This window comes from Arthrobacter sp. CJL-S3, from assembly GCF_056711635.1.
The window spans coordinates 1,720,938-1,737,030 of the sequence record NZ_CM160046.1; the positions used below are offsets into that span (position 1 = coordinate 1,720,938).

General features: G+C 69.6%; 10 protein-coding genes and 1 pseudogene. 5 read left to right on the forward strand and 6 right to left on the reverse strand.

What is annotated here, in order from left to right; translation table 11 throughout:
* Window positions 1-17 precede the first annotated feature (17 nt).
* Window positions 18-1,970, forward strand: coding sequence for a serine/threonine-protein kinase (locus tag AC06G6_RS07770; protein ID WP_479827865.1), 1,953 nt, complete (start codon window positions 18-20; stop codon window positions 1,968-1,970).
* A gap of 60 nt (window positions 1,971-2,030) precedes the next feature.
* On the opposite strand, the gene AC06G6_RS07775 is transcribed toward AC06G6_RS07770, so the two are convergent.
* The gene (locus AC06G6_RS07775) at window positions 2,031-2,933 is read right to left on the reverse strand and encodes a TIGR01777 family oxidoreductase (protein ID WP_479827867.1); all 903 of its coding nucleotides are present in this window, start codon (window positions 2,931-2,933) and stop codon (window positions 2,031-2,033) included.
* Between the two features lie 74 nt (window positions 2,934-3,007).
* Here AC06G6_RS07775 and AC06G6_RS07780 point away from each other — a divergent pair.
* Window positions 3,008-6,620 (forward strand): annotated as a pseudogene (locus AC06G6_RS07780) (hypothetical protein); the annotation flags it as partial.
* A 105-nt stretch (window positions 6,621-6,725) separates the two neighbouring features.
* Here AC06G6_RS07780 and AC06G6_RS07785 read toward each other — a convergent pair.
* Window positions 6,726-7,154 (reverse strand): OsmC family protein, encoded by a 429-nt coding sequence (locus AC06G6_RS07785; RefSeq protein WP_307463050.1) that lies wholly within the window; start codon window positions 7,152-7,154, stop codon window positions 6,726-6,728.
* A gap of 134 nt (window positions 7,155-7,288) precedes the next feature.
* Here AC06G6_RS07785 and AC06G6_RS07790 point away from each other — a divergent pair, with 134 nt between their 5' ends.
* Complete coding sequence (locus AC06G6_RS07790) at window positions 7,289-7,555, forward strand: VOC family protein (protein WP_479827869.1); 267 nt, start codon at window positions 7,289-7,291, stop codon at window positions 7,553-7,555.
* Between the two features lie 195 nt (window positions 7,556-7,750).
* Here AC06G6_RS07790 and AC06G6_RS07795 read toward each other — a convergent pair whose 3' ends face one another.
* The 4 genes from AC06G6_RS07795 to AC06G6_RS07810 form a co-directional block, all read right to left on the reverse strand.
* Window positions 7,751-8,101: a hypothetical protein gene (locus tag AC06G6_RS07795; protein WP_479827871.1), complete on the reverse strand. Its 351-nt coding sequence runs from the start codon at window positions 8,099-8,101 to the stop codon at window positions 7,751-7,753.
* A 162-nt stretch (window positions 8,102-8,263) separates the two neighbouring features.
* Window positions 8,264-10,042: a 2-oxoglutarate dehydrogenase, E2 component, dihydrolipoamide succinyltransferase gene (gene sucB / locus AC06G6_RS07800; RefSeq protein ID WP_479827873.1), complete on the reverse strand. Its 1,779-nt coding sequence runs from the start codon at window positions 10,040-10,042 to the stop codon at window positions 8,264-8,266.
* A 125-nt stretch (window positions 10,043-10,167) separates the two neighbouring features.
* A complete protein-coding gene (lpdA, locus tag AC06G6_RS07805; protein WP_479827875.1) occupies window positions 10,168-11,553 on the reverse strand; it encodes a dihydrolipoyl dehydrogenase in 1,386 nt (461 codons plus the stop codon).
* Window positions 11,554-11,806: 253 nt separating this feature from the next.
* Entirely contained in the window at window positions 11,807-13,333 is a 1,527-nt protein-coding gene (locus AC06G6_RS07810; protein ID WP_479827877.1) for a leucyl aminopeptidase, read from the reverse strand.
* Window positions 13,334-13,622: 289 nt separating this feature from the next.
* Between AC06G6_RS07810 and AC06G6_RS07815 the strand changes: the two genes are divergently transcribed.
* Together AC06G6_RS07815 and AC06G6_RS07820 are read left to right on the forward strand one after the other, a co-directional pair.
* Window positions 13,623-14,561, forward strand: coding sequence for a proteasome assembly chaperone family protein (locus AC06G6_RS07815; RefSeq protein ID WP_479827879.1), 939 nt, complete (start codon window positions 13,623-13,625; stop codon window positions 14,559-14,561).
* A 35-nt stretch (window positions 14,562-14,596) separates the two neighbouring features.
* Window positions 14,597-15,928 (forward strand): MFS transporter, encoded by a 1,332-nt coding sequence (locus AC06G6_RS07820; RefSeq protein ID WP_479827881.1) that lies wholly within the window; start codon window positions 14,597-14,599, stop codon window positions 15,926-15,928.
* Window positions 15,929-16,093: the final 165 nt, after the last annotated feature.

Below are 16,093 nucleotides of genomic sequence, written 5' to 3' on the forward strand. Positions count from 1 at the left end.
TCCGCTATTCCTAGGTTATGGAAGATCACGCACCCTCCGGCGCAGCGGCGCCCGAGGTTCCCGGATACGACGTCGGCCGTTGCCTCGGGCGCGGCGGCGGCGCCACCGTCTGGCTGGTGACCGAACAGTCGACCGGCCGTGACTACGCGCTGAAGTGCTTCTCTGCCGGCGGTTCCGCCGACCGCGGCGAAGGGGAGGACGCGATCCGGCGCGAGGTGCGGATCCTGTCCACGCTCGACCACGAGCACCTGGTCAAGGCGTACGACGTCGTCCGGCTGGACGGGCCGTCGGGCGGGAGCCTCGGGTTAATCATGGATTATGCCGCGGGCGGCTCGCTGGGACAGCTTACGGCCGGCCGGGGAAGCCTGGGGCCGGGGGAGACCGTGACCGTCCTTACTCCGATCGCCCAGGCCCTCGCCTACCTGCACGGTCACGGCTTTACCCACGGCGATGTCGCTCCCGGCAATGTGCTGTTCACCGCCCACGGCAAACCGCTGCTGGCCGATCTGGGCGTGGCCCGCATGGTGGCTGACGCCACGGCGGTGCCCGACGCCGGCACCGAGGGCTTCCGCGACCCGGCGCCCGTGGACGCCGTCCGGGCCGGGCTGCAACCGGAACGCGATGTGTATTCCCTGGCGGCCCTTGGGTGGTACTGCCTGACCGGGCGCGCCCCTGAGCCGGGCGCGCAGCGGCCGCCGCTGCCGCTATTGATACCCGGGGTTCCGCCGGCGCTGGCTGCGGCGCTGGAATCCGGACTTCAGGAGGACCGCCGGCTCCGGCCCACGGCCGCCGAGCTGGCCTCCGCAGTCCACCGCAGCGCCGTGGCCGCGCCGGTGGACCTCTCGGTTTCCGTCCACCCCACGGTCATTCCGCAGCTGCTGACCCGGCGCACCCTGCCCGGTACGGCACGGGGGCGTCGGGTCGAACAACTCCGGTCCCTGCCGGGCCGGTTCCGCAGGCCGCACGCGGACGCCGCGCTGCCAGCCGCCGCGCTGCCAGCCGCCGCGCTGCCAGCCGCCGCGCTGCCAGCGGGCCGTTTCCGCAGGAAGCGCGCGGACGCCGCGCTGCCAGCCGCCGCGTCGCCTGGCGCCGAGGTTCCCGCGTCCGTCCGTGCGGGCGCCGGGCGCGGGGCAGGCGGCATTGGCGCGCGCCGCTCGGCCCGCCGGGGCATCACCGGCAGGCGATCCTTCGGGCGGCAGTCCATCCGGCCCGGCTCCGCCCTTCCTCCCGCCGCCAGTCCGGCACGGCCGGGCGGGAGCGGTATCCGGGCGGTGGCCGTCGGCCTGGCCCTCATGGGTGTCCTTGCCGCCGCGTGGGGGTTTGCCGGTGCCAGACTGCCGGCGGCGTTCCCCGGCTTTGCCGTCAACGAGGCCGGCTCCGCTACCGAGTCCGCCGCGGCGTCCGACGCTGGCGCGGCCCACCCGGCGCCCGCCCCTGACGCTGGTGCTGATGCTGGTGCTGGTGCCGGCGCCGGTGCCGCTGCGGCGGCCCGGGCGCCCGATCTGCAGGCACACCTCGCATCGCCGGACCCCGGCGAAGCCGTCCGGGGACTGGCCCGGCTTCGCTCCCTGGCGTTCAGCTCGGGGGATTTCGGCTTGCTGGAGCAGGTCAACGTGCCAGCGTCGGCGGCGGCAGTGGAGGACGGGCGGATCAGTGCCAGGCTCAAGGATTCCGGCCGGGTGCTGGCGGGATTCACGACCATCGTGACCCAGGTCGCGCATGATGCGGCCCCGCCGGGGGACAGCGGCCCATCCCTTGCCGTCGTGGCCGTCACCGCGGGCACCTCCGCCTACCAGGAACGCGACGCGAGCGGGGCGGTGCTGGCGGACGCGGCGGCCGCACCGGAACAGCAGCTACGGCTCGTCCTGGCGACGGTCGAGGGACGCTGGCGGATTCAGGACATCCTTCCCGCAGCCGGAACCCGCGCCGACGTCGGTGCCCCTGGTGTCTCCGGTGATACTGGCGGTTAATCTCAGATAATCCCAGATTGGTCCCCACAGGAACCGGCAGGGATCAGCAGCTGCCGGGGTTCAGGACTTCGGGCCGCGTTCCGCCACCCATGCGGCAGCCTCGGCGAGCGAGGGGTGCTGCCATTCGAAGCCCGCCTCGCTCAGGACGGCCGGTTCCATCCGCTGGCTGGAGAGCAGCAGCTCCTCGGCAAGCTTGCCCATCACCAGCCGCAGCACGGGGGCGGGCACACGGAACACCGCCGGCCGGTGCAGGGCCGCGGCCAGCGCCGCGATCAGCGAGTTCACGTCAGCGACCTCCGGTGCGCAGAGGTTCACAGGCCCGGACACCCGGCTGTTGAGCAGAAAACCAAAGGCGCCGGCGACATCCGGGAGCGTGACCCACGGCCAGTACTGCCGGCCGTTGCCCAGCGGACCGCCCACGCCCAGGCGAAGCAGCGGCATCAGCCGTCCCAGGGCGCCACCCGAACGGCTCAGCACGACTCCGGTGCGCGGAGTGACCACCCGGACGCCGGCCGGAGCCTCGTGCGCGGCGGCCTCCCAATCGACGCAGATCCGGGCCAGCACGCCGTCGCCGGCGGGGGCGTTCTCGCGGAGCAGCGCCTGTCCGGCGTTGCCGTAGTAGTTGGCGCCCGACTGGCTCAGGAAGACCGCCGGCGGAGTGTCCAGGCGCCCCATGGCCGCCGCCAGCGTCCGCGTCGGCCCGAGACGGGAGTTGCGGAGTTCGTTGATCCGCGACCGGGTCCAGGGCCGGTCGCCGATGCCGGCGCCGGAGAGGTTGATGACGGCGTCGGCCCCCTTCAGCGCGGTCTCGTCGATGCTGCCTTCCGCGGGGTTCCACTGGAATTCCGACGCCGCCGCAGGAGCCCGCCTGACGAGCGTGCCGACGTCGTGCCCGGCGCTGCGCAGCGAGCTGGAAATGGCGGTCCCGATCAGCCCTGAGGCCCCGGCAATAATGATTCGCATGATCCATCTCACCATGCCCGGCTCGGCAGGGATACCTCCCGGGCGGGAAGGCCCGTCTTGACTATGATCTAACGATGACCTCTTCGAGTTACTTCCGTTTCCCGCATCTGCACGGCGATCTGGTCACCTTCGTGGCCGAGGACGACGTCTGGATTGCGCCCCTCGGCGGGGGCCGCGCCTGGCGCGTTTCCTCGCTGCAGTTGCCGGCCCGCAACCCCCGCTTCACGCCGGACGGCAAGCGCCTGGTGTGGACGGTCGTTCAGGGTACGGCCCCGGAAGTTGTCACGGCGGACGTCGACGGCGGCGGCTACCGGCAGTTGAGCTACTTCGGCCACGCCACCACCAAGGTCAAGGGCTTCACCCCCGACGGCGACGTCCTGGTCACGAGCGCCTTCCGCCAGGCCGACAGCCGCCTCGCCCACGCCTACAGCCTGCCCGTCGCCGGCGGCTGGGCCTCGGAACTCCCGCTGGGCCCGGTGGAGTCCGTTGCCTTCGGCCCGGTGGTCGGCGACGAGCGCCCCGTCGTCCTCGCCAGTGTGCTCTCCCGCGAACCCGCGTGGTGGAAGCGCTACCGCGGCGGCGCTGCCGGCAAGCTGTGGATCGACGCCGACGGAAACGGCGAATTCGAACGCCTCGCCGCCGAACTGGACGGCAACCTGACCGACCCGATGTGGGTCGACGGCCGGATCGCCTTCCTCTCCGACCACGAGGGCTACGGCAACCTCTACTCCGTGCTGCCCAACGGCTCCGAACTGCGCCGCCACACGGACCACGAGGACTTCTACGTCCGGCACGCCGCCACCGACGGCCGGCGTGTCATCTTCGAATCCGCCGGTGAGCTCTGGCTGCTCCCGGACCTCGGCTCGGAGGCCATCAAACTTGAGATCTCCCTGGGATCCGCTTCCCAGGCCCGCCGCGGGACGCCACTTAAGCCGTCAAAGCACCTCGGCGATGTGGTTCCCGACCGTACCGGCGGCTCCAGCGCCGTCGAGTCCCACGGCACCCTGCACTGGCTGCGGCACAAAGACGGCCCGTCGAGGGTTCTGGAAGCCACCCCCGGCGTCCGCGCCCGCCTGCCCCGCCCGTTCGGCGCGGGCCGGATTGCGTACGTTGCCGACCATGACGGTGTCGAAGCCCTGTACCTGAAGGCGATCGCGGCTCCCTTGGAGACCGGATCCGCGCATTCCGGAAACACGGACGCTGGAAACCCCGCAGGAGACCCCGCCGGGCACGAGTCCGGGGGGCAGCCGGGCCGCGCCGGCGCCGCAGACGGCAGCCCATCCGGGCGGAGATTCCGACGCCGGCACACCCCTTCCCAGCCCGGTCCCGGCCGCAGCCAGCGCCCGTCCCGGCACCATAGCCGCGGTCCCCGCAGCGCGTCCGGCCACCCCTGACGATGCTGCAACCCCGCCCACACCGGACACTGCCGACGCGGCCGACACCGCCGGGCCTGCGGACGGCAACGTCCCGGCGCGGCAGGAACCGTCCGGCCGCCTGACCAGGATCGATTTCCCCAAGCCGACCAGAGCCAGCGCCATCGAGGCCAGCCCGGACGGCAACTGGCTCGCCGTCGGCACCGCCTTCGGCGACATCTACCTCGCCGACACCCGGACCGGGGCCCTGTCGCTCGTGAGCAGCATCGGCGAGGGCAGCATCGAAGGCTTCAGCTGGTCCCCGGACTCGGCCTGGCTGGGCTGGTCCGAGCCGGTTACGTCCTTCGGCTCCCGCAGCCGGCTGCGCCTCACCGGCGTGGAAAATACCGGCGCCGCAGCGGACGGGAAGCGCACCATCATCGAGGTCACCGACGGGCGCTTCCGCGACGAATCGCCGTCGTTCACCCCCGACGGCAAGTACCTGGCGTTCCTCTCCAACCGCAGCTTCGACCCGGTCTACGACGGTCACTCCTTCGACCTGTCCTTCCCGAGCCCGATCAAGCCCTATCTCGTGGCCCTCGCCGCGGACACACCCTCGCCCTTCGGCCCCAGCGTTGACCTGCAGGACGACGAGGACGCAGACGCCGGCACCGGTGCCAAAGCCGAGGGTGCAGACCAGGACCAGGTGCCCGCGGTCCGAGTCGACGCCGAGGGCCTGGCCCACCGCGTCATCAGCGTGCCGGTGCCGCAGGGCAACTACTCGGCCCTCACCGCGACCGACGGGGCCCTGCTCTGGCTCGACCACGAGCTTTTCGGCGTAACCGGCGACGGCCGTGCAAGCCTCGAGGACAAGAACGCGGCACCCTGCCTCGTGCGCTTCGACCTGGCCCGGCGCAAAACCACCACCATCGTGGACGCCCTGGACAGCTACCGGCTCTCCGGCGACGGCGAGAAGGTCGTGATCCTGCAGGACAAGCAGATCCGCGTCTCGCCCGCCAACACCAAAGCGGACGAGGAATCCGGGCAGCTGGTCAAGGTTGACCTCAGCCGCATCCGCGTGCAGCTTGACCCGCTCAGCGTCTGGGGACAGGCCTTCGACGAGGCCTGGCGGCTCCAGCGCGACTTCTTCTGGACCGAGGACATGGCCGGGCAGGACTGGGACTCGGTGCACGCCCGCTACCGACCGATCGTGGACCGGCTCGGCTCGCACGACGACCTCGTGGACCTGCTGTGGGAGCTCCACGGTGAACTGGGAACCTCGCATGCCTACGTCCGTCCGTTTGCCGTCACCGAGAACGGCAGCAACGGCCAGGGCCGGCTCGGCGCGGACCTCGCCTTCACCGGAGAAGGCTGGGAAATCACCCGGATCCTCGCGGGGGAGTCCTCCGACCCGCTCGCCACCTCGCCGCTGACCCGCCCCGGTGCGGACGCGAAAACCGGCGACGTGCTGCTGGCGATCGACGGCGTCGAACTGACCGAAGCGCGCACACCAGCCATGCAGCTGGTCGGCGCCGCGGGACGCGCCGTCGAGCTCACGCTGCGCAATGGCGCCGGGCACGGCAGCCAGGCAGGGAAGCAGCGCCGTGTGGCAGTGGTTCCGGTCAAGGACGAAGAGCGGCTGCGGTACCAGGAATGGGTGGCCGCGAACCGCCGGACCGTCCGGCAGGCGTCGCAGGGAACCTTCGGCTACCTGCACATCCCCGACATGATGGCCAACGGCTGGGCCCAGCTGCACCGCGACCTCGACACAGAGACGGCCCTTGACGGGCTGATCGTCGATGTCCGCCGCAACCGCGGAGGGCACACCTCCCAGCTCGTCGCGGAGCTCATCGGCCGCAAGGTCACCGGCTGGAGCATGCCGCGCGGGGAGCGGCCGCGGACCTACCCGCACCACGCACCGCGGGGACCGGTCATCATCCTGACCGACGAATTCGCCGGGTCCGACGGCGACATCATCACCCAGGTCTCCAAGCTGCGGGGGATCGGCCCGGTCATCGGCACCCGGACCTGGGGCGGCGTCGTCGGCATCGACAACCGCTTCGCCCTGGCCGACGGGACCGGCGTGACCCAACCGCGCTACGCCACCTGGTTCTCCGGCGGCGTGGGCTGGGGCGTCGAGAACTTCGGCGTCGCCCCGGACATCGAAGTGACCTTCCCGCCGCACGCGTATGCCGCCGGCACCGACCCGCAGCTGGAGTACGGCATCGGCGCCCTCAAGGAAATGATCCAAGAGCTGCCCACCGACCGGCCGCCCCTGCGCGAGGGCTACCGACAGGTTCGGCCCGCCCCGCTGCCGGCCCGCCAGCCCGGCAGCTAGGCCCAGCGCCCGCCGCGGCCCGCCCGCCGCGGTCCGCCCACGGAGAAGGCCCCCGTTCCCTTGGTCAGGGAACGGGGGCCTTCGCCGTTAGTGCGTGGAAAGCTAGGAGGCCAGGGTGGCGTCCAGGGTGATCTTGAGGCCGGTCAGGGCGCCCGAGACGGGGCAGCCCACCTTGGCTTCCTCGGCGATCCGCTGGAAATCATCTTCCGTGATGCCGGGGATCCGCGCGTTGACGGTCAGGTGGCTGTCGGTGATCCCGGTACCGGGCACGAAGGTCACATCGGCCTTGGTGTGGACTTCCTCGGGGGTGTGGCCGGCCTGCGCGAGGGCATGGCTGAACGCCATGGAGAAACAGGCCGAGTGTGCTGCGGCGATGAGCTCTTCGGGGCTGGTCTTGCCCTCGGAGGCCTCGGTGCGCGCCTTCCAGGTGACATCGAAGTTGCCCAGGCCGGAGCTGTCCAGCGTGGTGTTGCCTGCGCCCGTCATCAGGTCGCCATTCCATACAGTGTGTGCGGTGCGTGTAGCTGCCATGTCCACTCCTCAAGTTCGTTGAAATCCCACAGACCCGGCGAAACCGGATCATGCCGTGTCCCATCCTAGGGATTCGGCGCCTCCGGCGCACCGGTGTCCGCTCTCGGAGGATTGTGACCACGTACAGTGTCGGCATGGACATCAGCGACTCCGGCGCGGCGCCCTCGGCGCGCATCGCCACGATTATGGTCAACGCGGTGGACGCAGAGCGCCTGGCAGGATTCTGGGCGGCACTGCTGGGCACCCCGGTTTCGGCGCGCTTCGAACAGTTCGTCTGGCTCCGGCCCGCCGGCCCGGGCGCCCCGCAGCTGGCCTTCCAGCAGGTCGGGCTGCCCACCGGGGGCAGGCGCCGGCTGCACCTGGACATCCACGGGCCCGATCCCCGGGCGCTGCGGCCCTAGCCGAGTCGATCGGGGCCGGGTTCGTGGAGGGCAATGACATCGGCGATTTCCACTGGGACGTGATGCAGGATCCCGAAGGCAACGAATTCTGCATCGCCGGCGACTGAGCTTTCGGGGGGACGACGACGGCGACGCACCCCCGCGGGGGTACGTCGCCGTCGCTGCTGGAAGGAGAGCTGCTGCCGGGAGGGAGGGCTACTGCCAGAGGGTGGCGATGGCCACGTTGAGCAGGGCCAGGCCGCCGACGGCGTGCGCGAGGCCGTTGCCGACCTCCTCGCCCTTCTTGTACTTGCGGCGGCCGATGAAGGCCAGGACGCCCACGGCCAGGGCCACGGCCAGCTTGATGCCGAGCTTGGCGTAGTTGGCATCCATGTCCAGGGCCGGGATGAGCCCCATCATGGCGATGCCGGTGAGCAGCTGCAGCATGGCGCCGTCGAACTGGCGCGGGTGCACGGTGGGCTGTTTCATCTGGCCGATCCAGATGCCCACGATCATGGCGGCGCCGACGATGTGCAGGAAGACCATGACGTTATAAACGATATTCATGGCCCCAGTCTAGCCAGAAGGTTCTACGCTCCGTAGTAGGACCCGCCCGGTCCGGGAGCGCGCCATGCGGGCCACGAAAACGGCGACGGCGGCGCGGGTTCCGGTGGTTGCCCACCGGTGTCCCGCACCGCCGTCGCCGTCGGTGTTCCTTGCCCTTGGAGGCTAGAGGCCCAGATCGGCCTCGAAGGCGCCTTCCTCAAGGCGTGCCTTCAGCGTCTGCAGGAAGCGTCCTGCGTCGGCGCCGTCGACCAGCCGGTGGTCGTAGGTCAGGGAGAGGTACATCATCGAGCGGATGGCCAGCGAGTCATCGCCGTTCTCATCGGCGACGACGACAGCCCGCTTGACGATCGCCCCGGTGCCGAGGATGGCAACCTGCGGCTGGTTGATGATCGGGGTGTCGAACAGGGCGCCCACGGAACCGATGTTGGTGATGCTGAACGTTCCGCCGGAGAGCTCGTCCGGGCCGATCTTGCCGTTGCGGGTGCGGTCTGCGACGTCAGCGATCTTGCCGGCCAGGCCAGCGAGGTTCAGGTTGCCGGCGTCGGCGATGACCGGAACCAGCAGGCCCTTGTCCGTGTCTACCGCAATCGCCAGGTGCTCGGCGTTGTGGTAGGTGATCTCCTGCTTGTCCTCGTCGTAGGACGCGTTGACCTTCGGGTGCTGCTTCAGGGCCTCGGCCACAGCCTTGGCGATGAAGGGCAGGAAGGTCAGCTTGGACCCGTTCTGGGTCTGGAAGGAGTTCTTGGCCTTGGCGCGCAGCTTGGCGACCTTGGTCATGTCGACCTCGTGCACCTGGGTCAGCTGGGTGGAGATGTCCAGCGACTCGCGCATGCGGCGGGCAATGACCTGGCGGATCCGCGGGGCCTTCTGCACGGTGCCGCGCAGCGAGGACTGGTCAGCGGAGGGACGCGCCGCCGGAGCAGCGGACGGGGCCGGGGCAGCTGCTGCGGGCGCGGGGGCGGCCTTGGCTTCTGCCGCCGCCAGCACATCCTGCTTGCGGATGCGCCCGCCGACGCCGGTGCCGGAGAGCGCGGAGATGTCCACGCCCTGCTGGTTGGCCAGCTTGCGGACCAGCGGGGTGACGTAGCCGGACTCCGCGGCCGCGGCGGCCGGAGCAGCAGCTGCGGGCGCAGCCGGGGCGGCTTCCGCTGCCGGTGCGGGGGCTTCCTGCTTCGGTGCCTCCTGCTTCGGTGCCTCCTGCTTGGGGGCCTCGGCGGGGGCGGCTTCCTGCTTCGGGGCTGCTGCCGCTTCCTTCGGGGCTTCCTTGGCGGGAGCCGCCGCGGGGGCCGCGCCGGAACCGATCACGGCGAGGACGGAACCGACCTCGGCCGTTTCATCCTCGGCGACACGGATTTCCTGCAGGGTGCCGGCGACCGGTGACGGGATCTCGGTGTCGACCTTGTCGGTGGACACCTCCAGCAGCGGCTCGTCGACCTCGACGGTGTCGCCGATGCTCTTGAGCCAGCGGGTGACGGTGCCTTCGGTGACGCTCTCGCCGAGGGCGGGGAGCGTGACTTCGTGGCCTTCGCCGGCGGGAGCAGCGGCCTCGGCGGCCGGTGCTTCAGCTTCGGGGGCCGGAGCTTCGGCGGCGGACGGGGTCTCGGCGGCGGGGGCTTCAGCCTCGGCTGCCGGTGCTTCCTCGGCCGGCGCTTCCTCGGCCGGGGCCTCGGCGGCGGGGGCTTCGCCTGCGCCGGCGGAACCGGAACCGGAGCCGATGCGCACCAGCGGCGCGCCAACTTCAGCGGTCTCGTCTTCGGCGACGAGGATTTCCTCGATCACGCCGGCGATCGGAGAGGGGATCTCGGTGTCTACTTTGTCGGTGGAAACCTCGAGCAGCGGCTCGTCCACCTCTACCCGGTCACCTACCTGCTTGAGCCAGCGGGTGACGGTTCCTTCGGTGACACTCTCACCGAGGGCGGGCAAGTTAACGGATTCAGACATGTCGTCCCCGTTCTCCTTATTGATCTTTGTGCGGATGATTGCTGCCTTGGTCGAGCTTAGTGCACCCGGCGTTTCGGGCCGGGTGCACTAAGCACGGAGTTCTTGCGGTGGTGCGGGGGGAACTGCTAGCCGTGCAGGGGCTTGCCGGCCAGAGCCAGGTGGGCCTCGCCCAGGGACTCGTTCTGGGTCGGGTGGGCGTGGACCAGCTGGGCCACGTCCTCCGGGTAGGCTTCCCAGTTCACGATCAGCTGGGCCTCGCCGATCTGCTCGCCCATGCGGGCGCCGATCATGTGGACGCCGACGACGGGGCCGTCCTTCTGGCGGACCAGCTTGACCAGGCCGCTGGTGCCCAGGATGGAGCTCTTGCCGTTGCCGGCGAGGTTGTATTCCTGGGTCTGGATCTGGTCGTCACCGAACTTGGCCTTGGCGGCCTTTTCCGTGTAGCCCACCGTGGCGATTTCCGGCTCGGAGTAGGTGACCTTGGGGATGTTGACGTCTTCGACGACGACGGGCTTCAGGCCGGCGATTTCTTCGGCGACGAAGATGCCCTGCTGGTAGCCGCGGTGTGCCAGCTGGACGCCGGGGACGATGTCGCCCACGGCGTAGACGTTGCCGACACCGGTGTGGAGGCGCTCGTTGGTGATGACGAAGCCGCGGTCGATGGTGACGCCGGCTTCCTCGTAGCCAAGGTTGGCCGTGACCGGGCCGCGGCCGACGGCGACGAGCATGAGGTCGGCTTCGAAGGTCTTGCCGTCCACGAGGGTGACCTTGACGCCGTCGGCGTTCTGCTCAACGCCCTGGAAGAAGGTGCCGGTGGAGAACTTGATGCCGCGCTTCTTGAAGGCGCGCTCGAAGGCCTTGACGATCGTCGCGTCCTCGTTCGGGACCAGCGAGGGCAGGCCCTCGATGATGGTGACGTCGACGCCGAAGGACTTCCAGACTGAAGCGAACTCGACGCCGATCACGCCGCCGCCCAGGATGATCGCGCTCTTGGGGATGAAATCCATGGTGAGGGCTTCGTCGGAGGTGATGACCTTGCCGCCGATTTCCAGGCCCGGCAGCGAGCGGGAGTAGGAGCCGGTCGCGAGGACAACGTTCTTGCCCTTGTACGCGGTGCCGTTCACGACGACGGTGTCGGTGCCCTGGAGCTTGCCTTCGCCCTCAATGACGGTGATGCCCTTTTTGCCCTTGATCAGACCCTGCAGGCCCTTGAACTTGCCGGCGATGATGCCGTCCTTGTAGGCGTTGACAGCGGTGATGTCGATGCTGTCAAGGGTGACGTTGACGCCGTACTTTGCCGAGTCACGGGCGTGGTCGGCCAGTTCCGCCGAGTGCAGCAGGGCCTTGGTGGGGATACAGCCGTTGTGCAGGCAGGTGCCGCCCAGCTTGCCCTTTTCGATCAGGCCGACGGTGAGGCCGAGCTGAACGGCACGCAGGGCAGTTGCGTAGCCGCCGCTGCCGCCGCCGAGTACCAGGATGTCGAATTCTTGCGCAGTTGCCTGATCGGCCACTAAAACGCTCCCTCGCGTGAACGATGACACGAGAGTACGCATCATCTGGTCTTGGAACTTCCCTGCCGTGATTATGCCAGCAGGTAAGTTCCCTTTCATTTGTGACTACCGGTGTTCACCTTAGCGAACCACTAATACATGCTCCACCTTGCCGTGGCGTTTGTGGAGCCCTTGTGTCCAGAGTCACGCGGCCCTTGTGGCCGGGGCAGGCTGCCCCGGCCACCAGGCCGCGCGACGGCTGGGCGGATTGCGCCTAGGCGGTTTTGGCCGAAATGTCCTCGGCATAGGCCACCAGCGTGCGCACGGTGCAGCCCGTGCCCTGCTTGTGGTTGTAGCCGTAGGGGCTGCCGTTGTTGAACGACGGGCCGGCGATGTCGATGTGGGCCCAGGGGATCGGCTCGCCGTCCTTGCCCTTGCCCACAAACTCGCGCAGGAACACGGCGGCCGTCATCATGCCGCCGTGGCGTTCGCCGATGTTGGCGATGTCCGCAACCTGCGAGTCGAGGCTGGGGCGCAGCTCTTCGGGCAGCGGCATCGGCCAGACCAGCTCGCCGGCGCGGTCCGCGGCCGCCTTGAGCGGGCCGGTGACGGAGTCGGCGCCCATCACGCCGGCGGTGCGGTTGCCGAGGGCGACCAGCTGCGCGCCCGTGAGCGTGGCGACGTCGATGATGGCGTCCGGGAACTCCTGGCTGGCGGCGACGATGCCGTCCGCCATGACCAGCCGGCCCTCGGCGTCGGTGTTGAGGACCTCGACGGTCTTGCCGCCGAACATGGTGAGCACATCGGCCGGGCGCTGCGCGGCGCCGGAGGGCATGTTCTCGGCGATGCAGAGCCAGGCGGTCGCCTTGACGGGCAGGCCGAGGCCGGCGATGGCCAGCACGCTGTTAAGGACGACGGCGGCGCCTGCCATGTCGGACTTCATGTCGCCCATGCCGAGGGCCGGCTTGATTGAGATGCCGCCGGTGTCGAAGGTGATGCCCTTGCCCACGAGGGCGATCTTGGCGGTGGCCCGGGCGGGGGAGTATTCGACCTTGACCAGGCGCGGCTGCCGGGTGGAACCCTTGCCGACGCCGAGGATGCCGCCGAAGCCTTCCTTTTCCAGGCGCTTCTCGTCCCAGACGGTGACCTTGACGGGCAGGCCCTTGGAGAGCTCCTTGGCGGCGTCCGCGAAGGATTCCGGGTAGAGGTGGCTCGGCGGCTGGTTGACCAGCGAGCGGGTGGCGTTGACGGCCTTGCCGATCAGGGCGGCACGGTCCAGTACCGGCTTCAGGGCCCTGTTGGTGGCAAAGTCCGTGACGATCACAACGTTCTTGACCGGGTCCTTCAGGTCGTCCTTCGAGGACCGGTATTCGGTGAAGGAGTAGGCGCCCATCGCGGCGCCCTCGGCGACGGCGGCAACGTCGCCGAGCGACGCCGTCGGGAGGGCCAGGGTGACCGTGCCGACGCCGGCCAGCTGGCGGACGGCCGAGCCGGCGGCGCGGCGGAGCGCCTCTTCGGTGAGCGGCTGCGCGGCGGAAATCTTTCCGACACCGGCGAGCACGACGACTTTCGCGCCGGCTTCGCTCAGGCCCGGGAGGCGGTGGGCCTGGTCGGCTGCGCCGGTGATGCCAAGAACACTCAGTGATTCTGCCAGGGCTTCGGCGGCTTTGGCCGTCAGGGGGTTGCTGAGCAGGACGGGGCCGTCCGTACCCTGCCCGACGCCGATGACAAGGGCGTCGCTGGGGGACTTCTTAAGGTCCCCTGCGACTGCACTAAGTTTGACTTCAGTATTCTTGACCACGAGGACAGTCCTCAATTCTCTGAGTTTTTACGGCAGGAACTGCATGTTCGGCGCCCTGCCTTGGAGCCTGGGCCGCTGCCGGTTGAGACGTAACCCAAGTGTCTTCAAGCCGTCATAAGGCCAGCTCCGATCGTAGTCTCTCCGCGGCGCGGGTGTTCAATTGAATGAGAGCTGGAGCACACCCCGATCCGGAATGCGCGGGCACTCCGCCGTGTTGTACCCCATATCAGCGCCGGCGCCCCGCAGGGCCCGTCCGGCTGCCCTCTGACTACGACGAAAGGAACATGCCGTGCTTGAACGGATTTCCGGCTCCCTGCTGGACCCCGAATCGCTTTACCTGCGTGATGACGCGCTGTTCCACAGCCCCGAATTGCAAGGGCTGAACCTCGTCATGGGCTTCACCGGGTTCGCCGACGCAGGACACGTCGTCCGGCAGATCACCGCCGAACTGCTGGACACCCTGGACTCCGAAATGGTGGCCGAATTCGACGCGGACCAGCTGATCGACTACCGGTCCCGCCGCCCGCAGATCAGCTTCGTCGAGGACCACCTGCAGGACTACCAGGCGCCGCGCCTGGCGCTCTACCGCCTGGTCGACGGGCTGGGCAGCCCGTTCCTGCTTCTCGCCGGATTCGAACCGGACCTGCAGTGGGAGCGGTTCGCGCGCGCCGTCGTGGGCATCGTCGAGGAACTGGACGTCAACCTCGTCACCTGGATCCATTCCATCCCCATGCCGGTCCCGCACACGCGGCCCGTCGGGGTGACGGTGCACGGCAACCGCCCGGACCTCATCGAGGGCATCTCGGTGTGGAAGCCCACCGTCGAGGTGCCTGCCGCCGTCGGCCACATCCTGGAACTGCGGCTCACGGAGGCCGGCCGCAACGTCGCCGGCTACGTGATGCACGTGCCGCACTACCTTGCCGAGGCCGAGTACCCGACGGCGGCCGTCGCCGGCCTCGAATACCTCGGGGCGGCCACCTCGCTGATGCTGCCCGCCGACCGGCTCCGCGAAGCGGGCCGGGATGTCGGGCGCCAGATCGCCGAGCAGATCGAGGCTTCGGAGGAGGTGCAGCAGGTGGTCTCCCGGCTCGAAACCCGGTACGACGAGAACGCCGAGGGAACCGTGCGACGGTCCCTGCTCGCCGATGAGAACGACCAGCTGCCCAACGCCGATGACCTCGGGGCCGCCGTCGAGGCCTACTTGGCCCGTAAAGAACCCGGCGAATAAATACTATTTCTATCTCCGCTGGGCATAATGGGGGAGTGACTTCACCCCGCGCCTGGCTGATCTGGATCGTCGGGGTCTTCGCGTACCTTGTGGCGGTCAGCCAGCGCACCTCGTTCGGTGTCGTGGGGCTGGAAGCCACGGAACGCTTCCACGCCAGCGCGGCCGAGATCTCCTTCTTCACCGTGCTGCAGCTCCTCGTCTACGCGGCCCTGCAGATTCCGGTCGGCATCCTGGTGGACCGCTTCGGCTCCCGGGCCATGATCGCCGGCGGCGCCGTGCTGATGGGTCTGGGGCAGCTCCAGCTGGCCTTTGCCGAGAACATCCCCGGAGGCGTGCTGGGCAGGGTCCTCGTGGGGGCCGGCGATGCGATGACGTTCATCGCCGTGATCCGGCTGATCCCGATCTGGTTCGCCACCGCCCGCGTCCCGCTGCTCACCCAGCTGACCGGAATGTCCGGCCAGCTCGGCCAGCTCTTCAGCGTGGTGCCCTTCGCCATGATCCTGCACCTCGCCGGCTGGACCCCCGCATTCCTGACGCTCACGGGCATGTCTGTCCTCGCCGTGGTCCTCGTGCTGGTCCTGCTCCAGGACCGCCCGCCCGGGCACCCGGCACCGGAACCGTCCCAGGGGCTGCGCGCCACGGGAATCTCCATCTCCCACGCCTGGCGGCAGCCCGGCACCCGGCTGGGGCTCTGGAGCCACTTCACGGTCCAGTTCAGCGGCACCGTCTTCGCGATGACCTGGGGCTACCCCTTCCTGATCTCGGCGCAGGGCCTGGAAACGCCGGCCGTTTCGGCGCTGATGACGCTCTACGTGGCCGCGGCCATCGCCGCCGGGCCGCTGATGGGCAGCTTCGTCGCCCGGCACCCGCTGCGGCGCTCCACCATGGTGCTGCTGATTTCCGCCGCCACCGCCGCGGCGTGGGCGGCCGTGCTGCTGATTCCGGGACGCTCCCCGCTGTGGCTGCTGGCCGGCCTCGTGGTCGTGCTCGCCATCGGCGGCCCCGGTTCCATGATCGGCTTCGACTTTGCCCGCACCTTTAACCCGGCCCACCGGATCGGCACCGCGACCGGGATTGTGAACGTGGGCGGCTTTATCGCCTCCCTGATCGCCATCTACCTGATCGGCCTGGTCCTGGACGTGCTGTACGCCACCGGCTTCTCGCAGGGCGAGCTGTACGGGCTCGATCCGTTCCGGATCGCCCTGAGCGTGCAGTTCCTGCTGCTGGCCGGAGGGGCCGGAGCCATCGTTGTCAGCCGCCGGAAGGTGCGGAAGCAGATGGCGGCCCAGGGCGTCCGGGTGCCGCCGCTGCTGGCGGCCCTCGCCGAACAGCGCCGGCGCAGCGCAGAGCGGCGCCGCACGCCCTGACGCGGTGACCTGGCCCGGCCTCCGGCCGTGGTCCACGCCGCGTTGTCCAGCAGGGTTGTAAAGCCGCGTTGTTCGGCCGCGTTGTTCGGCCGCGTTGTCCAGCAGTCTTGTCCAGCTGTCTTGTCCGGCCGCGTTGTCCACATAGGACAGGCCGGCCCTAACGCG